General features: G+C 63.6%; 23 protein-coding genes. 13 read left to right on the top strand and 10 right to left on the bottom strand.

Features of this window, described 5'->3' with window-relative positions; all coding sequences use genetic code 11:
* Nucleotides 1–33: 33 nt before the first annotated feature.
* Nucleotides 34–1,032: an NAD(P)H-quinone oxidoreductase gene (locus ACQGNJ_RS07805; RefSeq protein WP_426688846.1), complete on the bottom strand. Its 999-nt coding sequence runs from the start codon at nt 1,030–1,032 to the stop codon at nt 34–36.
* 219 nt (nt 1,033–1,251) lie between these two features.
* On the opposite strand from ACQGNJ_RS07805, the gene ACQGNJ_RS07800 reads away from it, so the two are divergent.
* Complete coding sequence (locus tag ACQGNJ_RS07800) at nt 1,252–1,602, top strand: carboxymuconolactone decarboxylase family protein (RefSeq protein ID WP_426688673.1); 351 nt, start codon at nt 1,252–1,254, stop codon at nt 1,600–1,602.
* 99 nt (nt 1,603–1,701) lie between these two features.
* Here ACQGNJ_RS07800 and ACQGNJ_RS07795 read toward each other — a convergent pair whose 3' ends face one another.
* From ACQGNJ_RS07795 to ACQGNJ_RS07770, 6 genes are all read right to left on the bottom strand, one after another.
* Nucleotides 1,702–1,962, bottom strand: coding sequence for a hypothetical protein (locus tag ACQGNJ_RS07795; protein WP_426688672.1), 261 nt, complete (start codon nt 1,960–1,962; stop codon nt 1,702–1,704).
* A complete protein-coding gene (locus ACQGNJ_RS07790) occupies nt 1,959–3,257 on the bottom strand; it encodes a TFIIB-type zinc ribbon-containing protein (protein WP_426688671.1) in 1,299 nt (432 codons plus the stop codon). Before ACQGNJ_RS07790 ends, ACQGNJ_RS07795 begins: the two co-directional genes overlap by 4 nt.
* Before the next feature lie 21 nt (nt 3,258–3,278).
* The gene (locus ACQGNJ_RS07785; protein WP_426688670.1) at nt 3,279–4,430 is read right to left on the bottom strand and encodes an SPFH domain-containing protein; all 1,152 of its coding nucleotides are present in this window, start codon (nt 4,428–4,430) and stop codon (nt 3,279–3,281) included.
* A gap of 277 nt (nt 4,431–4,707) precedes the next feature.
* A complete protein-coding gene (locus tag ACQGNJ_RS07780) occupies nt 4,708–5,913 on the bottom strand; it encodes an acetyl-CoA C-acyltransferase (protein WP_426688669.1) in 1,206 nt (401 codons plus the stop codon).
* A 116-nt stretch (nt 5,914–6,029) separates the two neighbouring features.
* Nucleotides 6,030–8,417: a 3-hydroxyacyl-CoA dehydrogenase/enoyl-CoA hydratase family protein gene (locus ACQGNJ_RS07775; RefSeq protein ID WP_426688668.1), complete on the bottom strand. Its 2,388-nt coding sequence runs from the start codon at nt 8,415–8,417 to the stop codon at nt 6,030–6,032.
* 37 nt (nt 8,418–8,454) lie between these two features.
* Nucleotides 8,455–9,081, bottom strand: a complete 627-nt coding sequence (locus ACQGNJ_RS07770; protein WP_426688667.1) for a TetR/AcrR family transcriptional regulator — start codon at nt 9,079–9,081, stop codon at nt 8,455–8,457.
* Between the two features lie 226 nt (nt 9,082–9,307).
* Here ACQGNJ_RS07770 and ndk point away from each other — a divergent pair, with 226 nt between their 5' ends.
* From ndk to der, 7 genes are all read left to right on the top strand, one after another.
* Entirely contained in the window at nt 9,308–9,733 is a 426-nt protein-coding gene (gene ndk / locus ACQGNJ_RS07765; RefSeq protein ID WP_426688666.1) for a nucleoside-diphosphate kinase, read from the top strand.
* 15 nt (nt 9,734–9,748) lie between these two features.
* On the top strand, nt 9,749–10,873 hold the full coding sequence (gene rlmN / locus ACQGNJ_RS07760; protein ID WP_426688665.1) for a dual-specificity RNA methyltransferase RlmN: 1,125 nt from the start codon (nt 9,749–9,751) through the stop codon (nt 10,871–10,873).
* On the top strand, nt 10,863–11,651 hold the full coding sequence (gene pilW / locus ACQGNJ_RS07755) for a type IV pilus biogenesis/stability protein PilW (RefSeq protein ID WP_426688664.1): 789 nt from the start codon (nt 10,863–10,865) through the stop codon (nt 11,649–11,651). The genes rlmN and pilW overlap by 11 nt, the downstream gene beginning before the upstream one ends.
* The gene (locus ACQGNJ_RS07750; protein ID WP_426688663.1) at nt 11,648–12,646 is read left to right on the top strand and encodes a helix-turn-helix domain-containing protein; all 999 of its coding nucleotides are present in this window, start codon (nt 11,648–11,650) and stop codon (nt 12,644–12,646) included. Before pilW ends, ACQGNJ_RS07750 begins: the two co-directional genes overlap by 4 nt.
* Before the next feature lie 155 nt (nt 12,647–12,801).
* A complete protein-coding gene (locus ACQGNJ_RS07745; protein WP_426688662.1) occupies nt 12,802–13,452 on the top strand; it encodes a YfgM family protein in 651 nt (216 codons plus the stop codon).
* On the top strand, nt 13,449–14,645 hold the full coding sequence (bamB, locus tag ACQGNJ_RS07740) for an outer membrane protein assembly factor BamB (protein WP_426688661.1): 1,197 nt from the start codon (nt 13,449–13,451) through the stop codon (nt 14,643–14,645). Before ACQGNJ_RS07745 ends, bamB begins: the two co-directional genes overlap by 4 nt.
* A gap of 22 nt (nt 14,646–14,667) precedes the next feature.
* Nucleotides 14,668–16,071, top strand: coding sequence for a ribosome biogenesis GTPase Der (gene der / locus ACQGNJ_RS07735; protein WP_426688660.1), 1,404 nt, complete (start codon nt 14,668–14,670; stop codon nt 16,069–16,071).
* 18 nt (nt 16,072–16,089) lie between these two features.
* On the opposite strand, the gene ACQGNJ_RS07730 is transcribed toward der, so the two are convergent.
* Complete coding sequence (locus tag ACQGNJ_RS07730; protein WP_426688659.1) at nt 16,090–16,659, bottom strand: GNAT family N-acetyltransferase; 570 nt, start codon at nt 16,657–16,659, stop codon at nt 16,090–16,092.
* Between the two features lie 66 nt (nt 16,660–16,725).
* Here ACQGNJ_RS07730 and folD point away from each other — a divergent pair, with 66 nt between their 5' ends.
* The 4 genes from folD to tadA all read left to right on the top strand — a co-directional run bounded on the left by folD (nt 16,726) and on the right by tadA (nt 21,416).
* A complete protein-coding gene (folD, locus tag ACQGNJ_RS07725; protein ID WP_426688658.1) occupies nt 16,726–17,595 on the top strand; it encodes a bifunctional methylenetetrahydrofolate dehydrogenase/methenyltetrahydrofolate cyclohydrolase FolD in 870 nt (289 codons plus the stop codon).
* Between the two features lie 88 nt (nt 17,596–17,683).
* Nucleotides 17,684–19,141, top strand: a complete 1,458-nt coding sequence (guaB, locus tag ACQGNJ_RS07720; protein WP_426688657.1) for an IMP dehydrogenase — start codon at nt 17,684–17,686, stop codon at nt 19,139–19,141.
* A gap of 126 nt (nt 19,142–19,267) precedes the next feature.
* Nucleotides 19,268–20,845 carry a glutamine-hydrolyzing GMP synthase gene (gene guaA, locus ACQGNJ_RS07715; RefSeq protein WP_426688656.1) on the top strand — a complete coding sequence of 526 codons (1,578 nt, stop codon included), beginning with the start codon at nt 19,268–19,270 and terminating at the stop codon, nt 20,843–20,845.
* Between the two features lie 79 nt (nt 20,846–20,924).
* Nucleotides 20,925–21,416: a tRNA adenosine(34) deaminase TadA gene (tadA, locus tag ACQGNJ_RS07710; protein WP_426688655.1), complete on the top strand. Its 492-nt coding sequence runs from the start codon at nt 20,925–20,927 to the stop codon at nt 21,414–21,416.
* Between the two features lie 3 nt (nt 21,417–21,419).
* Here the strand turns inward: tadA and ACQGNJ_RS07705 are convergent, their stop codons facing one another.
* The gene (locus ACQGNJ_RS07705; RefSeq protein WP_426688654.1) at nt 21,420–21,947 is read right to left on the bottom strand and encodes a VOC family protein; all 528 of its coding nucleotides are present in this window, start codon (nt 21,945–21,947) and stop codon (nt 21,420–21,422) included.
* Between the two features lie 259 nt (nt 21,948–22,206).
* Here ACQGNJ_RS07705 and ACQGNJ_RS07700 point away from each other — a divergent pair, with 259 nt between their 5' ends.
* Nucleotides 22,207–22,389, top strand: coding sequence for a hypothetical protein (locus ACQGNJ_RS07700; RefSeq protein WP_426688653.1), 183 nt, complete (start codon nt 22,207–22,209; stop codon nt 22,387–22,389).
* A 125-nt stretch (nt 22,390–22,514) separates the two neighbouring features.
* Here ACQGNJ_RS07700 and ACQGNJ_RS07695 read toward each other — a convergent pair.
* Nucleotides 22,515–22,786: integrase core domain-containing protein (locus ACQGNJ_RS07695; RefSeq protein WP_426688652.1), on the bottom strand; the 272-nt coding region annotated here is incomplete at its 5' end.

Below are 22,786 nucleotides of genomic sequence, written 5' to 3'. Positions count from 1 at the left end.
CGAGGACAGTCGTGACTGCGGCATACCGGCCAATTACCACTCCAGCATGATCTTTCCGATGTGCTCACTGCTTTCCATCAGCGCATGCGCCTTCGCCGCCTCGCGTGCCGGGAAGACCTGATGGATCACCGGCCCGGCCTTCCCCGATTCCAGCAGCGGCCATACGTGCTCACGCAATTGTCTGGCCAGACCTGCCTTGAACGCGACGGATCGCGCGCGCAGCGTGGAGCCGGTAAGGGTCAGTCGCCGTCGCATGATCAGTGAAACATCGATGTCGGCATGCTTGCCGCCCAGGGTGGCGATGAACACCAGTCGGCCATCGTCGGCCAGCAGCTCCAGTTCGCGCGGCACGTAGTCGCCGGCGACCATGTCGAGGATCACGTCGACGCCGCGGCCATCGGTTTGCTTCTTCACTTCCTCGACAAAATCCTGCTCGCGGTAGTTGATCGGATGGGCACCCAGCTTTTCGCAGGCCGCGCATTTTTCGGCATTGCCGGCGGTGGCGAACACGCGGTGGCCGAGCGCGTGGGCCAGCTGGATGGCGGTGACGCCGATGCCACTGGAGCCGCCCTGCACCAGCAGGGATTCCGCTGTGCCGTCGGCGTGGGTGCCGAGGCGTCCGCGATCGAACACGTTGCTCCAAACGGTGAAAAAGTTTTCCGGCAGTGCCGCCGCCTGCAGCAGGGTGAAACCCCTGGGTATTGGCAGGCACTGCGGCAACGGGACCACCGCGTATTCGGCGTAGCCACCACCGGCGAGCAGGGCGCAGACCTGATCCCCGTGCTTGAGGCCGAACGGGTTGTCGCCGCTGACGTCGCCGTCGACCAGTTCGCCGGCCACCTCCAGACCGGGCAGGTCGGAGGCGCCGGGTGGCGGCGCGTAGTTGCCCTGGCGCTGAAACACATCCGGTCGATTGACGCCGGAAGCTGCCACCTTGATCAGCACTTCGCCCGGTCCCGGTCGAGGGATGGCGCGCTCGGTCAGCTGCAATACGTCCGCGGCGCCGGGACGGGTGATTTCAATGGCTTGCATGGTGGTCATGGGGGCTCCGTCAGGACCAGAACAGGATCAGACAAGATTGCCCGATCATGATGCACGCACACGCCCATGATGGAGGTGAAGTCGGCTCGCCCGGAGCAGCCCGGCTGGCGCTGCATTTTGGTCCGCGTCCCGTGGCACGCCGTCGCAGCTCCTCGCACGCCAACGAATTGCGCCTAGATTGAGGGCATCCCCACGACGCAGAGCAAAACCATGTCCAGCAAGTCCTACAAGGAACTCGCCCAGGATCCCGGCAAGGCGGTCGGTACCTTGCGCGCGGCGCAGCCCGGCACGCTGGATGGCTTTTCGGCGATGTCGAAGGCGGCGATGGAGCCGGGCGTGTTGTCGGCGATCGACAAGGAACTGATGGCATTGGCGATCGGCGTTGCCGGCCATTGCGATGGCTGCATCGGCTTTCATGTAAAGACACTGGTGCGGCTGGGGGCCAGCTACGCGCAACTCACCGAGACGCTGGCGGTGGCGGTATACATGGGTGGCGGGCCGTCGTTGATGTATGCGGCTGACTCGGTACGGGCCTGGGAGGAGTTCGGCGGCACGGCCTGAGGCGAGTTGCGACCTGGATGTCGCAGCGACGAGGGTTCCGAAATTGAAGAGCGGCGCCGATTCACCGGGGCGCCGTTCCTCCATTCTTTGCGGACTCGCCTATCCGCCATCACCTGGCAGGCGCTGCACGCGCTTGCGGTACGCACGCACGTTGTCGCCACGTATGCGCGATTCCCGCGTGCCCTCTATTTCGTCGACCTTGTGCTCCGAACCCGTGACCGGCTTGGCCACGACGGCGGTTTCATGCTCGAAGTCGTGGGATTTGTCGGTGTTGCGGTAATACCGGTACAAGGTCCAGTACACCCCGGTGGCACCGGCCGGGCCGAGCAGGAGCAGCCACATTCCACCATCGCTGCTCATGACGAGTGCCCCACGAGAAAGAGTGCAATGGCTTCGAGAAAGGTGCCGACGGTGAGCGCGGTCATCAGGAGTTTCCACTGCTGTACCGGCACGCTGCCCATCGTTTCGCCGGTGCGGCCGTTGACGGCGATGTAGTGCAGCATGCCGCCGTTGGGGCCGGGCTGGTGATAGGAATACAGCCATACCGGCAGGTACATCGAGACCCAGCGCGTGCCGTGCACGCTGAGTTGTTCCTGCTCCCAGCGCACGCCGCGATCGTAGCGGGACACCGATGCTTCGACCTGGGCGCGGGCAATCGACAGCAGCTCGTCTTCCAGATGCGGACGCAGTTTTTCCACGTCGAGGTCGCGCTTTTCCGAGGTGATGCCCGCAAGGTACGACGCGTTCCACTTCACCGCGTTCTTGGTATCGAAAGGCAGGATCGTGTTGATGATGTTGTTGGTGTTGCTGCGGGTGTCCAGGTTGCCACGCTGGGCGGAGGATTCCAGCGGCAGGTCGTCGACGGTGAAGTCCACGTGCCGATCCACCGAGTACACGTCGGCGTCGTAGTAGGTCTTCTTGTCGCTGGTGTATTCGCGCGTCTTGATCTCGCCCTGGCCAGCGAGGCTTGCGCTGACATTGCCATCGACGATCATGTACGGCAGATAGACGGCGACGACGTTCTCGGGCGTGAATTGTTCCTTGAATTCCTTCAGCGCGAACAGGCGCCGCTTGTCCACGAACTGGCGGATGCGCGCGACTGCGTCGTCCTTCTTGATGTGGAAGGGCAGCACCGCGTCGGGCACGGCGCCGTTGGGGATCTGCTCATTGACGCCGAAGACGTGGCGGCACCAGTGGCAGCGTGCCGTCATGGCATTGGCGGTATTGACCGTCACCTCGGCACCACAGCCGGGGCACTTGAAGGTCATCACGCTCGCCGCGTCGGCGGCGATGTCCCGCGCACCCGAAGCGATCACGGTGCCCTGGAGCTGGTCGATGCCTTCGCCGAGCCCGAATGCCTCCTCGACCCCTTCGCCGTGCCATTCGTTGCGGCAGTACAGGCAGATCAGCAGGTCGGTGCCGGGCTTCTGGCGGATCTCGGTCGAGCCGCACTTCGGGCAGCGGTTGAGGCCGTCCTTGAGCTCGGCGGCGGAGGTGTCGATGGCGGTGGGGTCGGGCGCCTGCAATTCGTCGCGGATCGGCGGTGGCAGGGTGGCCGGGTCGATCGGAAAACTGCCTGGTGGCGGTGGCACGTCCTGCGGAGACCCGGGGCCGGTGGGCGGCAGCAGCGGCGGTGGATTGGTGGCGTTCGACATGGTGGCTGCGCCGTTCGCGGTTTACAGACCGAGGGCTTTGGCTTTTGCCGCGTCGTAATCGGCCTGCGTGATCAGGCCGAGATCGAGCATCTCCTTGGCCTTTTTCAGTTTGGCCAGCGGGTCGTCGGCAGCCGGCGCGGCCGGTGCCACCGGCTGCTGCAAGGCGCCGATGCCACCCATCATGCCCGAGGCCATGCCCAGGCCCACCATGCCGGCCGCACCGCCGTTTTCGCCCGCCGCCTGCATGCCCGCCGCGACGCTGGCCTGCAGATTGGAGTTGCCGCGTGCACCGGCAAGCGCATCGGCGCGCTGTACCGTCTTCAGCAATTCGCGCGTATTCGGGTCGTATTCGATGGAAACGATGGCGGTCTTGACGATGGCCAGGCCGCGATCGGACTTCCACTGGTAGGCACTCTCCACCGCATCGGACAGGCTCTTGGCGAAGCCGATCGAGTCCTGCTGGAGCCTGGTGATGCGATGACCCTTGTCCGCGTCATTCGAATACAGGCTGAAGGCCGGGGCGAGCGAACCCACCACTTCGTTGAAGAGCTGGCTGGCGGCGGCATTGTCGATGTCGGTGAAATCGAAGACCTGGCCGGGCTGCAGATAGGAGGCCGGCACGAAGTTCTTCACGAACAGGATCGGATCGACGATCTTCAATGTGTAGGAGCCGCGCGTCACCGCGCCGACCTGGGTGTTGAGGAAGGCGTCGTCCCAGTAGATCTCCGATTGCGTGCCGAAGCGGTTGTCCGGCAGTTCCTTCAGCGAGACGAAGAAGGCGGCCTGCTGCGATCCCGGCTGGCCACCGAACTTGAAGCGCTCCCAGCTCTGCGAGACCAGCGAGTCGACCATGCCGTCGCCGGAGAAGATCGACTTGGAGTTGAGATCATCCGAGCGCCATTCGTAACCGCCCGGCTCGGCGGCGAAGCCGGTGACCTTGCCATCCTGGAACAGCAGCAGCCCGTAGCCTTCGGGAACGACGATCTTCGATCCATTGGTGATGATGTTGGAAGAACCGTGCGTATTCGAACCGCGTCCGGCGTTGCTGCCATGAGGCACCGCCGCGAACAGCGCCGCCGTCGCCGGCAAGCCGTCCGGAATCGTGTAGAAGTCCTTCCACTGGTCGGCCAGCACCCCACCGACCGAACCCGCCACTGCCTGAAAAAGACCCATGACATCTCTCCATGATTCGTGGCCGGGCAGGGTACCCGGCATGCTCGGCGCACTATACCTGTACGGCGGTTGGCTGGGCTGTCAGGCAAAGCCGGTGGGCAGGCTCATTTGCCACCGTTTGCATGGCCGTCAGCGCCAGGAGTTGGCTCAGGGTCAGCTGCCGTCCCGCAAGTGAATCTGGTCTTGTTACGCCAGTGAGCCCCACCGGCGCCCCCCCCTCAACGAAGAACGGCACCGTTTCGCAACGGCGCCGTTCCTGTTCTCCACGATGCCTTGCTCAGAGCGCTTCGAAAATCCCTGCTGCACCCATGCCAGTACCAATGCACATCGTCACCATGCCGTACTTCTGCTTGCGACGGCGCATGCCGTGCACCAGGGTGGCGATGCGCACCGCACCGGTGGCGCCCAGCGGATGACCCAGCGCGATGGCGCCGCCGAGCGGATTGACCTTGCTCGGGTCCAGCTTGAGGTCGCCCATCACCGCCAGCGCCTGTGCGGCGAAGGCTTCGTTGAGCTCGATCCAGTCCAGCTGGTCCTGGGTGATACCAGTCTGTTTGAGCGCCTTGGGAATCGCTTCCTTCGGACCGATGCCCATCACTTCGGGCGGTACGCCGGCGACGGAGAAGCCGACGAAGCGGGCCAGCGGCTGCAGGTTGTATTCCTTGATGGCCTTTTCACTGGCCAGCAGGATCGCGCCGGCGCCGTCGGACATCTGGCTGGAGTTGCCGGCGGTGACGCTGCCGCCGAACTGCTGGTTGCGGAACACGGTCTTCAGCTTGGCCAGCACTTCCATCGTGGTGCCGGCACGCGGACCTTCGTCAGCGCTGATGTTGCGGCTGTCGGTGATGATCTGGCGGGTGGCCAGGTTGGGGTAGTGGTCGTCCAGCGCGAACGGGCTGATCTCGTCGTTGAACTCGCCAGCGGCTTGGGCGGCCAGCGCGCGGCGGTGGCTTTCCACGGCGAACGCATCTTGTTGTTCGCGGCTGACCTTCCACTGCTTGGCGACGTTTTCGGCGGTGATGCCCATGCCGTAGGCAATGCCGATGTTCTCGTCGGTGAAGATCGCGGGGTTCATCGCCACCTTGTGGCCCATCATTGGCACCATGCTCATGCTCTCGGTGCCGCCGGCGAGCATCAGGTCGTCTTCGCCCAGGCGGATGCGGTCGGCGGCCATCGCCACGGCCTGCAGGCCGGACGAGCAGAAGCGGTTGATGGTGACGCCAGGCACGGTGTCGGGCAGGCCGGCCAGCAGCACGCCGATGCGCGCCACGTTCATGCCTTGCTCGGCCTCGGGCATGGCGCAGCCGATGATGGCGTCGCCGATGCGGTGGGGGTCGATGCCGGGGTACTGCGCCATCACGCTGCGGATCACGTGGGCGAGCATGTCGTCCGGGCGGGTGTTGCGGAACACGCCGCGCGGCGCCTTGCCGACCGGGGTGCGGGTGGCGGCGACGATGTAGGCGTCTTGCACTTGCTTGGTCATTTCGTTCTCCGTTGCCCTTCGCGCGGTGCGCGGGTTTGGGCGAAATTGTGTCGTGGCTTGCAGGGACAACCATCCCCATCCCAGCCTCCCCTTGAAGGGGAGGGAGTAGGTCGCGGTCAGTTCCTGAGCGGTTTGCCGGTGGTCATGGTGTGGGCGATGCGGGCCTGGGTCTTCTCGGTCCTGGCCAGCTCCACGAAGTGCTTGCGTTCCAGCGCCAGCAACCATTCCTCGTCGACGGTCGAACCGCGCTCGATCACGCCACCGCACAAGGTTTCGGCGATGCGCGTGGCGATGTCGATGTCATGTGGCGAGGCGAAGTAGCCGGCCTGCAGGTTGGCCAGCGAGGCCTTGAAGGTGGCGGTGCCGACATCGCCGGCGACCGGAATCGCATTGGCGGGCAGCGGCGGACGGTAGCCGCTTTCGGCCATGGCGCCGGCGACCTGCTTGGCGATGTAGAGCAGCTCGTAGCTGTTGAACACCACGATATCGCTGTCGCGCAGCAGGCCGAGGTTCTTCGCCTCGAACGCGCTGGCAGAGACCTTGGCCATCGCCACCGTCTCGAATACCTTCTTCAGCTCCTCGAACGGATCTGCCGGGTTGGCCTTGGCCGCACGGATCGCCAGTTCATGCAGGCCGCCACCAGCCGGCAGCAGGCCCACGCCGGCCTCGACCAGGCCGATATAGCTTTCCAGCGCCGCGACGGTGCGCGCCGAATGCATCTGGAACTCGCAGCCGCCACCGAAAGCCATCCCGCGCACGGCGGAAACGACTGGCACCAGGGAGTGCTTGATGGCCATGCTGGTGGCCTGGAAGTTGGCGACCATCTTGTCGAAGTCGTCGAACTTGCCTTCCTTCAGCAGGCCCAGCGCGCCCTTCAGGTCCGCGCCGGCGGAGAACGGCTCGCCGGTTTGCCAGATCACCACCGCCTTGAGCTGTTCCTCGGCCAGCTTGATCGCGTGCTGCACACCATCGAGCACGTGGTCGTTGACCGTATTCATCTTGGTCTTGAACGAAATGATGCCGATGCCGTCGTCGCCCAGCGTCCACAGGCGCACGCCGTCGTTCTCCCACACGGTGGTGCCGGTATCGAATTTCTCGCCCAGGATCGGATCGGGGAACAGCTGGCGCCGGTAGACCGGGTGTTGCGAACGTGGCTTGTCGGCGTTGGCGCTGGCCGAGTACGAACCGTCCTTGCCATGCACGCCTTTGCGGCCGTCGGTGACCCAACCGGGCAGGGGAGCATCGCTCATCGCCTTGCCAGCCTTGATGTCTTCATTGATCCACTCGGCGACCTGCTGCCAACCGGCGGCCTGCCAGGTCTCGAACGGGCCGAGCTTCCAGCCGTAGCCCCAGCGGATCGCGAAATCGACGTCGCGCGCGGTGTCGGCGATGTCGGCCAGGTGGTAGGCGCTGTAATGGAACAGGTCGCGGAAGCTGGCCCACAGGAACTGCGCCTGCAGATCGCTGGAGGCGCGCAGCTTGCCGAACTTCTCCGCCGGATCCCTGATCGCCAGGATCGCGGCCACCTCGTCGGAGGGTTTCTGCTCGGACGGACGGTAATCCTTCGCGGCCGGGTCGAGCACCACGATATCCTTGCCGGCCTTCTTGTAGAAACCGGCGCCGGTCTTCTGACCCAGCGCGCCCTGGTCGATCAGGCCCTGCAGCCATGCCGGCGCCTTGAAGTACTTGTGCCACGGGTCGTCGGGCAGGGTGTCGGCCATGGTCTTGATGACATGGGCCATGGTGTCCAGACCAACCACATCGGCGGTGCGGTAAGTGGCGCTCTTGGGGCGGCCCAGCGCCGGACCGGTCAGCGCGTCGACGGTGTCGAAGCCGAGCTTGAACTGGTCGGTGTGGTACATCGCCGACAGCATCGAGAACACGCCGATGCGGTTGCCGATGAAGTTCGGTGTGTCCTTGGCGATCACCACGCCCTTGCCGACGGTGGTGACCAGGAAGGCTTCGAGGCCGTCCAGCACCTTCTTGTCGGTGAGCTTGGTCGGGATCAGCTCGACCAGATGCATGTAGCGCGGCGGATTGAAGAAGTGCACGCCGCAGAAGCGGTGGCGCATTTCTTCCGGCAACGCCTCGGCCAACTTGGTGATCGACAGGCCCGAGGTGTTGGACGCGATCACGGCAGTCCTGGACAGGTGGCCGGCAATCTTCTTGTAGAGGTCGAGCTTCCAGTCCATCCGCTCGGCGATCGCCTCGATCACCAGGTCGACGTCTTTCAGATGATCGAGGTCGTCATCGTAATTGGCCGGGATGATGGCGGCGGCGAGCGCCTTGTCGGCCAGCGGGGCCGGCGACAACTTGGCCAGGTTGGCAATCGCCTTCAGCGCGATGCCGCTCTTCGGGCCTTCTTTCGCCGGCAGGTCGAACAAGACGGTTTCAACGCCGGCGTTGGTCAGGTGCGCGGCAATCTGCGCGCCCATGACGCCGGCGCCCAGCACGGCTGCCTTGCGGATGCGCAGGCTGGAGGTGGGGGAGGATGCAGCAGTCATTGGCTTCTCCAAACGTGCAAGGGGTGGGACAAATGAATCAGGGATGGCTCAGACCAGCCACGGCAAAACGGATCAGGTGCAGGGCGGTCTGCTCGCGATGGGCGTACTCGCTGACGTCGCTCTTGCGCTGGATCATGCCGAAACCGGACATCGCATGGGTCAGCGCACCGGTCACCAGATCGATGCGCCAGTACAGCTCCTGTTTGCTCAACTGCGGCAGCAGGCGGGCAAACTCGGCGGTGAACTGGCGCATCACATGGCCATAATTCGCGGACAGGAACTGGCGCAGAGTGTCGTCGTGCTCGGCGAAGGCGCGCGCCAGCACGCGCATGAACAGGGCGCCGCTGTCGTCGTGGGAAAGGTCGAGCGCCGGGCGGATGAAGGCTTCCAGCACATCTTCCAGGGTGGTTTCCGGAGCGCCGGCGATCCGCGCCAACGCGGTCAGTCGGCTTTCGTTCAGGGCGTCCAGCCGGCGCCGGAACACTTCCTCGACCAGTTTTTCCTTGGAACCGAAGTGGTAATTGACAGCAGCGAGATTCACCCCGGCATTGGCGGTCAACTGACGCAGCGAGGCGGCTTCAAAACCGCGCTGGGCAAACAGCAGCTCGGCGGCGCCGAGGATGCGGTCCTTGGTTGAGACGGAGCTGCTCACGGGCGGAACCATCCATCGGCCACAGGCCGGTTCAAACGATCGTTTGAGCATACGCGGAGAGCTCCGCGGCCGTCAAACGATCGTTTGTTGCAAACGCCCCGCGACTTGCGTATGAGTTAGAATCTGTCACACTTTCGCGAGCTAAATCCTCAATCCCTGACAGATTTGGCTCCTTGCCAGCCTCGACTGGCGACCACCCCTTTTCCATTCATCCGTTTTTTTTCCGGAGCAGACCCGTATGGCGCTGGAGCGCACTCTTTCCATTATCAAGCCCGACGCCGTTGCCAAGAACGTCATCGGCCAGATCTACGCCCGCTTTGAAAAGGCCGGCCTGAAGATCGTTGCGGCCAAGATGAAGCAGCTGTCGCGCCAGGAAGCCGAAGGCTTCTACGCCGTGCATCGCGAGCGTCCGTTCTTCAAGGCGCTGGTCGAGTTCATGATCTCCGGCCCGGTGATGATCACCGCCCTGGAAGGCGAGAACGCCGTGCTGAGCCACCGCGACCTGATGGGTGCGACCAATCCGAAGGAAGCCGCGGCGGGCACGATCCGCGCCGACTTCGCCGAATCGATCGACGCCAATGCCGTGCATGGCTCCGACGCCGTCGACACTGCCAAGGCGGAGATTGCCTACTTCTTCGCTGCCACTGAGATTTGTTCGAGGTAAGTCTTGAATCAGGTCATGACCACTGCTGCGACCACCAAGGTCAACCTGCTCGATTTCGATCGGCAGGGTCTGCGCGATTTCTTCGTGCAGATCGGCGAGAAGCCGTATCGCGCCGATCAGGTGATGAAGTGGATCTACCATGACCTGGAAGACAACTTCGAAAACATGACCGACGTGGGCAAGGCGCTGCGCGCCAAGCTCACCGAGGCCTGCTACATCGGCGCACCGAAGACGCTGCTGGACAAGGTCGCCATCGACGGCACGCACAAGTGGCTGCTGGGCATGGACAGCGGCAATGCGATCGAGACGGTCTATATCCCCGAGCCGACCCGCGGCACCTTGTGCGTGTCGTCGCAGATCGGTTGCGCGCTGAACTGCAGCTTCTGCTCCACCGGTGCGCAGGGTTTCAACCGCAATCTGTCGACCGCCGAGATCATTGGCCAGGTCTGGGTGGCGGCGAAGTACCTGGGCAACGTCACCCACCAGAACCGCCGCATCACCAATGTGGTGATGATGGGCATGGGTGAGCCGCTGGCCAACTTCGAGCCCGTGCTGAGGGCGATGAAGTTGATGCGCGACGACCTCGGCTTTGGCCTGGCCGCCAAGCGCGTGACCTTGTCCACCGCCGGCTTGGTGCCGCTGATCGACCAGCTGTCCGATTCGATTGACGTGTCGCTGGCCGTGTCGCTGCATGCGGCCAATGATGATCTGCGCACCGAACTGATGCCGATCAACAAGCGTTATCCGATCGCCGAGCTGCTGGCAGCCTGCCAGCGCTGGGTGGCACGCAAGCCGCGCACCTCGATCACCTTCGAATACACCCTGATGAAGGGGGTCAACGACCAGCCCGAGCATGTCCGCCAGCTGATCAAGCTGATGCGCAAACTGCCTACCTGCAAGGTCAACCTGATTCCGTTCAATCCTTTCCCCGGCACCCAGTTCCAGCGATCGACCGCCGAGGACATCCACCAGTTCCAGACCCAGTTGCTCAATGCCGGCGTATTGACCATGCTGCGACGAACCCGCGGCGACGATATCGACGCCGCCTGCGGCCAGTTGGCAGGGCAGGTGGCCGATCGCACCCGGCGCAGCGCGGACATCAAGAAGCGACAGGAAGAGGGGACATCGCATGCGGTTTGAGCGGGTAGTGTTCTTCAGCCTATGGCTGCCACTGGCAGGTTGCGTCACCACGCACAGCGACAGCAGCTCGCTGGGCAAGAGCATGCCGCAGAGCAGCCAGGCTGTTCAGGCCACGGATGCGGCCCGGATCCACACCGAACTGGCCCAGCGCTATCTGGCCACCGGCGATCTGGAGACCGCACTGGACAAAGTGAACAAGGCGCTGCAGTTCGATCCTCGCTATGCGCCGGCCCACACCGTGGCCGCGGTGATCTACGAGCGCATCAACAAGCTGCCCGAGGCCGAGGAGCATTACCGCAAAGCGGAATCGCTCGAACCGACCAAGGGAGCACCCAACAACAATCTTGGCGTGTTCCTCTGCCATACCGGGAAAATTGCCGAGGCGGACCAGTATTTCAGGAAGGCGGTGGCCGACCCGTTCTACCAGACCCCGGATGTGGCCTTCACCAACGCCGGCGTCTGCCAGCTGCGTGCGAATGACGTTGCGGGAGCCGAAGCGAGTTTTCGTGACGCCATCGCAAGAAATCCGACAAATGCGGAGGCACTCTTCCAGCTTGCAAACGCGCTCTACCTGAACAAGGATGCATTTCGCGCCAGGGCCTTTCTCCAGCGGTTCGACGCACTGGGCCAGCCCACGGCCGCATCTCTCAAGTTGGGCCACGACATCGAATCCCGTCTGGGCAATACGGAAGGTGCCCTTACCTACAGCAAGCGATTGCTGAGCCAGTTCCCGGACTCGGAACAGGCGAAGGCATTCAATACAACGACCCGCCCATGACCTCCATGCAATCCCAGCCGACCGGGCCGACTTCCGACAAGTCCGAACTGTTCGGTATCAATTTGCCCAACATGGATGTGTCCTCCACAGACCCCCGCGTGGCAAGTTTCGGCAGTCGCCTGCATGGGGCGCGTGAAGCCCGCGGACTGGATCTGGAAACCTGTGCGCATACGCTGAAGTTGCCGGCCAGGGTATTGCGCCAGCTCGAGCGCGACCAGCACGACGGCATCGATTCGAAGGTCTACCTGGCCAGTTACATCAGGAAATACAGCCGCTACCTCGGCATCAATGAGGCGTCGATCCAGGTCGAACTGGACCGCATCAAGCAGGTCGAGACGCCACTGGTAGCCACCGGCGGCATTTCGCATTCGCGTTTCCTGCTGGATCGCTACGCTACCGCGGCGACCTACGTGGTGCTGACTGCGGTGATCGTGGTACCGATGATCTGGTTGGGGGTGCGCGGCACGCTCGACCGCGATCTGACTCATCTGGCCCCGCTGGACGCCGCGCCGGTGGCGCAGCTGGAAACTCCGGCCAACGAAGTTTCCAAGGCCGACGGTCGCCGTGGTGGTGCGCTGCCGCCGGCGCCAGTGGCTGCGACACCGACACTGGTACAGGATCAGAACCAGCCGCTGCTTGCATCCATGGCGCCGTTTCCGAGCCTGGAGAACAGCAGTCTGACGCCGGCACGACCAGTCCTGCCGGTGGTTGATGCCGGGGCAGGTGATCACAGCCTCAGCCTGACCTTGTCGTCGGCCAGCTGGGTGGAAGTGGTCGAGGCGGACGGCACCCGGCTGGAATACGGCCTGCTTCCCGCAGGCAGCAGCAAGACCTACCACAGCAACCAGGCGTTGGACGTTCGCCTCGGCAATGCCAGTGGAGCGCAGGTAGTGATCGATGGCGCTTCAGTCGGCCTGGATGATTTCCGTCGCGCCAACGTGGCCCGTTTCCGCGTGCGCATGCAGGACGGCAAGGCTTCCGCAGCCAGCCTCTGATCGCCCTTCCGGTCCGCTTCGGACACGCCATTTCGGTTATGCTTGCCCACTGACGTCCGCTCGGAAACGAGCGGGCGTGACCGGCTTTTTCCTTGGTTTATCGCACTGGCCCCTGCACGCGTCCGCGGGCGCGCGGCCTTTTGAATGGTGATTGCATGGCATTTGAAGAATACGACAAGTACGAGCAGAGCGAGCTGGTGCAGAAATGGCTGCGCGACAATGGTGTGTCGATCATCGTCGGCATTGCGATCGGCCTGGTCGGCATCTTCGGATGGCAGCAGTGGCGCAAGCATCAGGCAGGCAATGAAGCCGAGGCATCCCAGCTCTATCAGCAGGTGCAGATTGCGCAGGCCTCGGGCAAGTCCGACGCCGCCCCGCAACTGACCGATCAGCTGATGAAGGATTACGCGAAGTCGCCGTTCGCCGTGTTTGCGGTCAGCGATCGCGCCAGGCAGCAGGTCGAAGCCAGGCAACTGGACAAGGCCGAGGCCTCGCTGGAGTGGGCCGAGAGCCACGCCTCGGAGCCTGCGCTCAGGTCGCTGACCCAGTTGCGCATGGCCCAGGTGGAGATGGCCAGGGACAACGGCAAGGCTGCGCTGGCCACGCTCGACAAGATCCCGACCGACAGCTATCAGGGTCTGGTGCAGGAACTCCGCGGTGATGTGCTGGTCAAGCTTGGACGCCCGGACGATGCGCGCAAGGCTTATCAGGCCGCGATGTCGGCACTGGGCGAGGAAGCACCGCAACGCGGTGCGTTGCAGATGAAAATCGATGATCTGGCTGTGGCCGGGAAGCAGGGTGCATGAAAAGATTTCTGTTGATCACGCTGGCATCGCTGGTGACCCTCGCCGGTTGCCATTCCTTCAAGAAGGAAAACGTCCAGCCGCCGACGCCGCTGGCCAAGGACTTCAAGCCCACGGTGCAGGTCACCCGTTTGTGGAAGACCACGGTCGGTGATGGCGCGCAGGTAAGTGGCGTGCGTTTGCGTCCGGCGGTGGTCGATGGCGTGCTGTACGCCGACAGCACCGATGGCAAGCTGGCCGCGTTCGACGCCACCAGCGGCAAGACACTGTGGTCGAAAAGCTCGAGCACGCACGGCTGGTTCGGCTGGGGAGACAAGAAGCGCAAGGACGCCGAGTACGCTGGCGGCCCTGCCGTCAGCGGCGATCTGCTGGCGGTCGGCACGCTGGACGGTCACGTCTATGCGATGAGCTCCAAGGATGGCACTCCGCGCTGGGAAGTCGAGGTAAGCGACCAGGTGCTGGCGTCGCCGGTGATCGTTGGCGACATGGTGATGGTGCGCACCAGCGATGGGCGCATCTATGCACTGGACGCCGCAGACGGCCATCGTCGCTGGGTCTATGACCAGGGCACGGTGCCGCTGCTCAGCCTGCGCGGCAATGGCACCATGCTGGTGGCCAATGGCGTGCTGTTCTTCGGCAGCGATGACGGCAAGCTGGTTGCCTTGCGCCAGGACAACGGCGCCAAGCTGTGGGAACAAAAGCTAGCCAGCGGCGAAGGCCGCACCGAGATCGATCGCCTGAACGATGCCGATGGCTCGATCCTGCTCGATGGCAGCACGCTGTATGGCGCCGCCTATCACGGCAACCTGACGGCCATCGACGGCCCCAGCGGCCGCCCGATGTGGTCGCATCCGTTCTCCACCTTCGATTCGCTGGCAGCCAACGCCAGTGCGATCTTCGGTGTCGACGACCAATCGCAGCTGTGGTCGTTCGATCGCAGCAGCGGCACCGACATGTGGAAGAACGCCTCGCTGAAATATCGCTGGGTCACCGGTCCGGCCGTGCAGGGCAACTACATTGTCGTGGGCGACCTGGAAGGCTACGTGCACTGGTTGCAGACCGGTGACGGCGCCCTGGCTGCGCGTGAGCGGCTGTCGAAGAAGGCGATCCGTGCCCAGCCGCTGGTAGTGGGCGACATCGTTTACGTCGAGGACGTCGAGGGCCATATCGGCGCCTACCGTCTGTCCTCACCCTGATCGCTGGAACGAAGTACTCATCATGTTGCCCGTCGTAGCGCTGGTTGGTCGTCCGAATGTCGGTAAATCGACCCTGTTCAATGTGCTGACGCGCAGCCGTGACGCTCTTGTGGCCGACATGCCGGGCGTTACCCGAGATCGCCACTACGGCGTCTGCCGCAGTGGCGATCGGCCGTTCGTGGTGGTCGATACCGGCGGCCTGTCCGGCGTCGAGGAAGCGATGGACGTGCTCACCGCCAAGCAGGTCCGCCTGGCGATCGAAGAGGCTAACGTGCTGGTCTTCGTGGTGGATGCACGCGACGGCCTGCTGCCACAGGACTACGTGATCCTGGGCGAGTTGCGCCGCAGCGGCAAGCCGATCATCGCGGTGGTCAACAAGACCGACGGCCTGGACGAACAGGCCGTGCTGGCCGAGTTTTCCGCCTTCGGCATCCGCACGATGCTGCCGTTGTCGGCTGCGCACAACCGCGGCACCGACGACCTGATTCGCGTCGTGCTGCCGATGCTGCCCGCCGACGAGGAAGCCAACACCGAAGCGGCAGGCGAGGATGGCACCATCCGCGTCGCCATCGTCGGCCGCCCGAATGCCGGCAAGTCGACCCTCATCAATCGCCTGCTGGGCGAGGAACGGCTGATCGTCTCCGATGTCGCCGGCACCACCCGCGATCCGATCCGGGTACCGCTGGAGCGCGACGGCAAGCGCTATACGCTGATCGACACTGCCGGCATCCGGCGCAAGGCGCGGGTCGAGGAAGCGGTCGAGAAGTTCAGCGTGATCAAGACGCTGCAGTCGATCGCTGCGGCCCAGGTCGTGGTGGTGATGATCGATGCGCGCGAAAACCTGGCCGACCAGGATCTCACCCTGATCGGTTACGCGATGGACGAGGGCAGGGCGCTGGTCATCGCGATCAACAAGTGGGACGACATGGACCAGTACCAGCGCGACGAATGTCGTCGTGCGCTGGATCGTCGGCTGGTTTTCGTCGACTGGGCCAAGCAGGTACAAATTTCGGCACTGCACGGTTCGGGCCTGCGCGAACTGATGCAGGCCGTGGTGCGTGCCCACGCCTCGGCGACCAAGGTGCTGGTGTCCTCGGACCTGACCAAGACGCTGGAAAAGGCCTACGAGAGCTACCAGCCACCGCTGGTCAACGGTCACGCGCCGAAGCTGCGCTTCGCGCATCCGGGCGGTACCAATCCGCCGACCATCGTGATCCACGGCACCCGCACCAAGCACATCGCGCCGGCTTATCAGCGCTACCTGGAAAACTTCTTCCGCAAGCGCTACAAGCTGGAAGGCACGCCGGTGCGCATCGCATTCCGCGAGGGCGAAAACCCGTATGCCGGGCGCAAGAAGGTGTTGACCAAGGAACAGCAGCACAAGGCCCGGCGTCGCAAGAGCGAGCTGATCAGCCGAACGCGTTGAGCCAGAAGCATGCGTGTTTCAGCCGAGGTCCTGCGGTATCCAGCCATATACCGCAGCGTCCCGCGGCTCACCTTCAACGCATAGCCGCTGTCGGGCAATCGTTTCGAACCTTGCGCCGGTCCGGTCGGCCAATGCTCGGCTGGGCTTGTTGTCAGGCTGGATCACGATTTCTATCCGGATCAGGCCAAGCTGTTCGAAACCGAACCGCGCGACCAGCTGAGCGGCTGCCGTGGCGACCCCTCGACGCTGGCAGGATCCCCGCACCCAGTAACCGAGATTGGCGCTCCGGTGCCGTGGGTCGTGCTGAGTCAGTCCGGCACCCCCCATGAGCTGACCGGACGCGATGTCGAATATGGGAAAGGCAAAATGCTCGCCGCGGATCCATCCAGCCTGGCAGAAAGCCACCCAATCATTGGCTTGCGCCAAGTCATAGCCCGCACGACACCATGGCAACCAGCGCCCCACGCTATCCAGGGACTCACCCACGGCTTCGACCAGCGGTGCGGCGTCTGCGTGTTGCCATGGTCGCAACCGCAGACGTCCATCGGTCAATTCGGCATTCAAGTGGTCCAACTCACCGGGGTTCATGCGCGTACCGTTTGTGTGCGTGTGATCCAGCCCGGATAATGCACGACTCCCGGCCAGGTGACACCCATGAGCGCACGCATACTCGACGGCAAACGCATCGCACAAGAGTTGCTTGAGCGGATCGGATTGCGGGTCGCCGAGCGGGTGCGGCAGGGCTTTTCCGCGCCAGGCCTTGCCGTGGTGCTGGTCGGCGCCGATGCGGCATCGTCGGTGTATGTGCGCAACAAGCGCAAGGCATGCCATCAGGTTGGCTTCCGATCGTTCGATCACGACCTGCCCGCCACCACCACTCAACAGGAGCTGTTCGAGCTGATCGATCGGCTCAATGCCGATCCGGAGGTGCATGGCATCCTGGTGCAGTCGCCGCTGCCTGAACATATCGACGAGGACGCATTGGTCGATCGCATCGATCCGAACAAGGATGTCGACGGTTTCCAGGCGATCAATGTGGGACGACTGGCCTTGCGTCGTTTCGGCTTGCGGCCGTGCACACCGAAGGGCGTGATGATTCTGCTCGGCCACACGGATCGTCCGGTTCGCGGCCAGCACGCTGTGGTGATCGGTGTTTCCAACCATGTCGGTCGCCCGCTGGTGCTGGAGCTGATGATCGCCGGTTGCACCACCACCTCGTGCCATCGTTTTACCCGCGACCTCGAGGGCTTCGTGCGCCAGGCCGATATCGTGATCGTCGCGGTGGGCAAGCCCGGGCTGGTCAAAGGCGAATGGATCAAGCCTGGCGCGGTGGTCATCGATGTTGGTATCAACCGGCTCGACGATGGCCGTCTGGTCGGCGATGTGGAATTCGCTCCCGCGGCCGAGCGCGCCAGCTGGATCACCCCGGTTCCCGGTGGCGTCGGGCCGATGACGGTGGCCACGCTGATGGAGAACACGCTGGAGGCGGCCGAAGCGCGCCTGCAGGGTGAAGCGAAGGCCTGAGTCGGTTCTGCCGCCCTTATTCAGGCTCGCATCTGGCAGGAAATACGGCGGGGCGCGTATAATTCCCTCTTTGCAGCGGGACTTTTTCATGCGCATTCTCGCCGAGGCCCTGACCTACGACGACGTCTACCTTGTTCCGGGCCATTCCATCGTGCTGCCGCGCGACGTGAACACCTCGACGCGGTTCACCCGCGACCTGCGCCTGAACATTCCGATCGTGTCCGCCGCCATGGACACCGTGACCGAAGCCCGCCTCGCCATCACCATGGCGCAGAACGGCGGCATCGGCATCATCCACAAGAACATGACCGCCGAGCAGCAGGCGGCTGAAGTGCGCCTGGTCAAGAAGTTCGAGGCCGGCGTGATCCGCAGCCCGATCACGGTGACGCCGGAGACTTCGATTCGCGAAGTGCTGCGGCTGACGCATGCGCACAACATTTCCGGCGTGCCGGTGGTGGATGGCGCCCAGCTGGTCGGTATCGTCACCAGCCGCGACCTGCGCTTCGAGCGCAAGCTGGACGACCCGGTGCGCAACATCATGACGCGCCAGGACAAGCTGATCACGGTGCGCGAGGGCGCTGCCCAGGACGACGTGCTGCAACTGCTGCACACGCACCGGATCGAGAAAGTGCTGGTGGTCAACGACGCGTTCCAGCTGCGCGGCCTGATCACGGTCAAGGATATCCAGAAGGCCCGCGACAATCCGCATTCCGCCAAGGATCGCCAGGAAGCACTGCTGGTCGGCGCAGCCGTCGGTGTTTCCGGTGACACCGAACAGCGCGTGGCCGCGCTGGTCGATGCCGGCGTGGACGTGCTGGTGGTCGACACCGCACACGGTCATTCGCAGGGCGTCATCGATCGCGTGGGCTGGGTCAAGAAGAACTACCCGCAGGTGCAGGTGATTGCCGGCAACATCGTGACCGGCGAGGCGGCGCGTGCACTGCTCGACGTCGGCGTGGATGCCGTCAAGGTGGGCGTTGGCCCCGGTTCGATCTGCACCACCCGCGTGGTTGCCGGTGTAGGCGTGCCGCAGATCACCGCGATCGACATGGTCGCCACGGCACTGAAGGACGAGATTCCGTTGATCGCCGATGGCGGCATCCGCTACTCGGGCGACATTCCCAAGGCGCTGGCTGCCGGTGCCTCCACCGTGATGCTCGGCTCGATGTTCGCCGGCACCGAGGAATCGCCTGGCGAAGTCGAGCTGTTTCAGGGGCGCTCGTACAAGAGCTATCGCGGCATGGGCTCGATCGGCGCGATGCAGCTCGGTTCAAAGGATCGTTACTTCCAGGACGAGGCCGATGCCGACAAGCTGGTGCCGGAAGGCATCGAAGGGCGCGTGCCGTACCGGGGCCCGCTGCGCAACATCATCCATCAACTGATCGGCGGACTGCGTGCGTCGATGGGTTACCTGGGGGCGGCCACCATCGAGGACGTGCGTCACAAGGCGCAGTTCGTCAAGGTGACTTCCGCCGGCGTGACCGAAGCGCACCCACACGATATCCAGATCACCAAGGAAGCGCCGAATTACCGGCTCAACTCGTGACTGACGCGCCGGCCCGAGGGCCGGCGCCTTGTTTTACAGGTAGCGACCCGGGCAACCGGTGTTGCGTTGTTCCTTCAAGATCAAAGGCACCGATGTGGCCGAGCGCCACGCGGCGAAACCGGACTGATGACCAACATCCATAGCGACAAGATCCTGATCCTCGATTTCGGCGCACAGTACACGCAGCTGATCGCCCGTCGTATCCGCGAGCTTGGCGTGTATTGCGAGATCTGGGCCTGGGATCATGACCCAGCCGAGATCGCCGCATTCGGTGCCAGGGGGATCATCCTGTCCGGCGGTCCGGAATCGACCACGCTGGAAGGCGCGCCGAAAGCACCACAGCAGGTGTTCGATGCCGAGGTGCCGATCCTCGGCATCTGCTACGGCATGCAGACGATGGCGGCCCAGCTCGGGGGCGCCACCGAAGCGGCCGATGCGCGTGAGTTCGGTCGCGCGGAAGTGGATATCGTGGCACCGAGCCGTCTGTTTGATGGCCTCACCGATCATGCCGATGCGCACAAGCTCGACGTCTGGATGAGCCACGGTGATCACGTCGCCAAGGCGCCGCCAGGTTTCGCAATAACCGGCACCACCGACCGTATTCCGGTCGCGGTGATGGAGAACGAGGCCAGACGCTGGTACGGCGTGCAGTTCCATCCTGAAGTGACGCACACGAAGCAGGGCGGGGCGCTGCTGAAGCGTTTCATCGCCGAGATCTGTGGCTGCGCCATGTTGTGGACCGCCGCCAACATCATCGACGACCAGATCGCCCGCGTCCGCGAGCAGGTCGGCGACGATCATGTACTGCTGGGTCTTTCGGGCGGTGTCGATTCCTCGGTGGTTGCCGCGTTGCTGCACAAGGCGATCGGCGATCGGCTGACCTGCGTGTTCGTCGACACCGGCCTGCTGCGCTGGCAGGAGGGCGACCAGGTGATGGCCACCATGGCCGAGAACATGGGCGTCAAGGTGATCCGCGTCAATGCCGCCGACCGCTATTTCAACGCGCTGGAAGGCGTGGCCGACCCGGAAGCCAAACGCAAGATCATCGGTGGCCTGTTCGTGGAGATCTTCGACGAAGAGTCGAGCAGGATCACTGCCGACGGCAACAACGTGAAATGGCTGGCGCAGGGCACCATCTATCCCGACGTGATCGAATCGGCCGGCAGCAAGACCGGCAAGGCCCACGTCATCAAGAGCCATCACAACGTCGGTGGCCTGCCGGTGCACATGAAGCTGAAGCTGGTCGAGCCGCTGCGCGAGCTGTTCAAGGACGAAGTACGCCGGATTGGCGTGGCGCTGGGCTTGCCACGGGCGATGGTCTATCGCCATCCATTCCCCGGCCCCGGCCTGGGCGTGCGCATCCTGGGCGAAGTGAAGCGCGAATACGCCGAACTGCTGGCCCAGGCGGACGCGATCTTCATTGACGAGCTGCGCAAGGCCGATCTGTACGACCAGACCAGCCAGGCGTTTGCCGTATTCCTGCCAGTCAAATCGGTAGGCGTGGTGGGCGACGCGCGCGCCTATGAGTGGGTGATCGCGCTGCGTGCGGTGGAAACCATCGACTTCATGACCGCGCATTGGGCACACCTGCCCCATGAATTTCTCGGCAAGGTTTCCAATAGAATTATCAATGAATTACGTGGAGTATCTCGCGTAGTCTATGACATAAGCGGCAAACCACCTGCCACGATCGAGTGGGAATAGGAAAATCAATCGCTTGCGCGCGAGAAGGGAAGACCGGCAGCTTGCCGGCCTTATTAAATTGCGTCAATAATGCATTGAAATGACTGACGAAATTCTTGCAAGTTCAAGTGAATTCTCGCCTGCTGATCTGCTATACATGCAGCGTGCGCTGCAACTGGCCGCTCACGCGCGTGACGCCGAGGGCGAAGTGCCCGTGGGTGCTGTGCTTGTGCAGGGCACCGAGATCGTTGGCCTCGGCTGGAATCGCAACATCACCCTGCATGACCCGACCGCCCACGCCGAAATCATGGCGATGCGCGCGGCCGGGGAGAAGCTTGCCAATCACCGCCTGTCCGGCGCCACGCTCTATGTCACCCTTGAGCCATGTTCGATGTGTGCTATGGCCATGATTCACGCTCGCCTGGGCCGGGTCGTCTATGCGGCCGCCGATCCCAAGACCGGCGCCGCCGGCAGCGTATTCGACACCCTGGTCGATGCACGCCACAACCATCGCATCGATGTGGCTGGCGGTCTGCTTGCTGACGAATCCGCCGACATGTTGCGCGAATTTTTCCGCGCCCGCCGGCGCTGACTCTCAGCCGCCGTTGTATTGGACATCTGTGGCGGCCACGGTTCCACCGTCCGGCCCGCCGGTGTCTCTGTCCAGCAATTGCAAGCGCAGGCCCCAGGGCGCCATGAAGTCGAGCACCACGCGACCAGCCAACGGTCCGGACGTCAGGCGGTGGGGAGCGCCGCCGACGATGACGCCCTGCCGCCGCAGCCATTTGCCGGCCTGCGGGACGTTGTCGGAGACGAATAGCAGCGGCTGAGCTGTTTCGTTCGCCGGGGAAGGGGACTTGCCGGGGGCGGCGACCAACTCCACCACCGAATCTTCGCCGCAGGAAAGCAGCACGGACACTGCTGCGTCGGCTTCCGCCGCAGACTCCGGCGCCATCAGCCCGCAATCAAGCACATTCCGGAAAAACGTCACGGCCTGCGGCAGATCCGGCACCCCGACCCTGACGTAGCCTTCCTCATGCGGAGTGGCAGCCCCCGCGACCGCGGGGGCGATCAAACCAAGACTCAGCACGATGTGCAACAAGACGAGTAGTTTCTTGCCCATGATCCGGCAGCCGAATAGGTGTTCGGCCAGCTACATGGGCACGCGCCATTCCTGGAGAAAGTGCTGACTTGGTGATCTGAGTGTTTCTTGTCGCGAACACTCTCGTCTGTCGGCCATTGTTTCCGCTCCGGGACAGAACGATCGCGGAGCACAGCTTGCTCGGGAGCGCGGGCAGCCCAATCCTGTCGGCGAAGCATTTAATAAGCCGGAAACCCGTTGGACAGATCCGGTCACCGTCATCCTGCCAAGAGCCATTCCAATGAAGCGCTACATCAATCAGCTGCTGCAACAATCTCGCTCACAGTTTGAAAATTCGCACGCCGCGCGTCGAACCGACGCGCCGAAATCCATCCGCGCCAGCGGAGGCTTGCGCGCGGAAGACGGCTACGACTGGCTGCGCCAGATCAAGCGGGTTCGGATCGGTCAATCGACGGCATCTTAGGAAGTGAGGCGTCAGTTCCGCTAGGAGCGACTGCCCGGCGCCATCTATTATTTTACATAATATACATTATGCGAAATTAATGAACCGTGGTTATCCTTGCCATTGCGGTGTCGACTCCCCGTAAATCAGTGCCAAGCTAAACTAGAGGTCGCCGGGTCGTTTTGAATTCGGAACTCGGCGGGCGTGAGGCCGTCGAGGCTGTCATGAGGGATCTCGTTGTTGTAATCGGCGATCCATCGCTCGGCCTGCTCACGTACTTCAGAGAGGTTGCGGAAGACATGCATGTCCAGCACGCCGCGTCGGAAGCTGCCGTTGAAGCGTTCGATGAAGCCGTTCTGCATGGGCCGACCCGGCTCGATGAAGTCCAGGGCGATGCCCTTGCGCTCCGCCCATTCGG

The sequence above is a fragment of the Rhodanobacter ginsengiterrae genome (assembly GCF_050026815.1).
GTDB lineage: Bacteria > Pseudomonadota > Gammaproteobacteria > Xanthomonadales > Rhodanobacteraceae > Rhodanobacter > Rhodanobacter ginsengiterrae.
The sequence above is the reverse complement of the archived record's forward strand: the minus strand, read 5'-3'. Positions and strand labels throughout refer to the sequence as shown.

Coding starts and splice junctions, on each gene's coding strand:
- ACQGNJ_RS07805 (WP_426688846.1), bottom strand. CDS start 1,032: ATGCAAGCCATTGAAATCACCCGTCCCGGCGCCGCGGACGTATTGCAG.
- ACQGNJ_RS07800 (WP_426688673.1), top strand. CDS start 1,252: ATGTCCAGCAAGTCCTACAAGGAACTCGCCCAGGATCCCGGCAAGGCG.
- ACQGNJ_RS07795 (WP_426688672.1), bottom strand. CDS start 1,962: ATGAGCAGCGATGGTGGAATGTGGCTGCTCCTGCTCGGCCCGGCCGGT.
- ACQGNJ_RS07790 (WP_426688671.1), bottom strand. CDS start 3,257: ATGTCGAACGCCACCAATCCACCGCCGCTGCTGCCGCCCACCGGCCCC.
- ACQGNJ_RS07785 (WP_426688670.1), bottom strand. CDS start 4,430: ATGGGTCTTTTTCAGGCAGTGGCGGGTTCGGTCGGTGGGGTGCTGGCC.
- ACQGNJ_RS07780 (WP_426688669.1), bottom strand. CDS start 5,913: ATGACCAAGCAAGTGCAAGACGCCTACATCGTCGCCGCCACCCGCACC.
- ACQGNJ_RS07775 (WP_426688668.1), bottom strand. CDS start 8,417: ATGACTGCTGCATCCTCCCCCACCTCCAGCCTGCGCATCCGCAAGGCA.
- ACQGNJ_RS07770 (WP_426688667.1), bottom strand. CDS start 9,081: ATGGTTCCGCCCGTGAGCAGCTCCGTCTCAACCAAGGACCGCATCCTC.
- ndk (WP_426688666.1), top strand. CDS start 9,308: ATGGCGCTGGAGCGCACTCTTTCCATTATCAAGCCCGACGCCGTTGCC.
- rlmN (WP_426688665.1), top strand. CDS start 9,749: ATGACCACTGCTGCGACCACCAAGGTCAACCTGCTCGATTTCGATCGG.
- pilW (WP_426688664.1), top strand. CDS start 10,863: ATGCGGTTTGAGCGGGTAGTGTTCTTCAGCCTATGGCTGCCACTGGCA.
- ACQGNJ_RS07750 (WP_426688663.1), top strand. CDS start 11,648: ATGACCTCCATGCAATCCCAGCCGACCGGGCCGACTTCCGACAAGTCC.
- ACQGNJ_RS07745 (WP_426688662.1), top strand. CDS start 12,802: ATGGCATTTGAAGAATACGACAAGTACGAGCAGAGCGAGCTGGTGCAG.
- bamB (WP_426688661.1), top strand. CDS start 13,449: ATGAAAAGATTTCTGTTGATCACGCTGGCATCGCTGGTGACCCTCGCC.
- der (WP_426688660.1), top strand. CDS start 14,668: ATGTTGCCCGTCGTAGCGCTGGTTGGTCGTCCGAATGTCGGTAAATCG.
- ACQGNJ_RS07730 (WP_426688659.1), bottom strand. CDS start 16,659: ATGAACCCCGGTGAGTTGGACCACTTGAATGCCGAATTGACCGATGGA.
- folD (WP_426688658.1), top strand. CDS start 16,726: ATGAGCGCACGCATACTCGACGGCAAACGCATCGCACAAGAGTTGCTT.
- guaB (WP_426688657.1), top strand. CDS start 17,684: ATGCGCATTCTCGCCGAGGCCCTGACCTACGACGACGTCTACCTTGTT.
- guaA (WP_426688656.1), top strand. CDS start 19,268: ATGACCAACATCCATAGCGACAAGATCCTGATCCTCGATTTCGGCGCA.
- tadA (WP_426688655.1), top strand. CDS start 20,925: ATGACTGACGAAATTCTTGCAAGTTCAAGTGAATTCTCGCCTGCTGAT.
- ACQGNJ_RS07705 (WP_426688654.1), bottom strand. CDS start 21,947: ATGGGCAAGAAACTACTCGTCTTGTTGCACATCGTGCTGAGTCTTGGT.
- ACQGNJ_RS07700 (WP_426688653.1), top strand. CDS start 22,207: ATGAAGCGCTACATCAATCAGCTGCTGCAACAATCTCGCTCACAGTTT.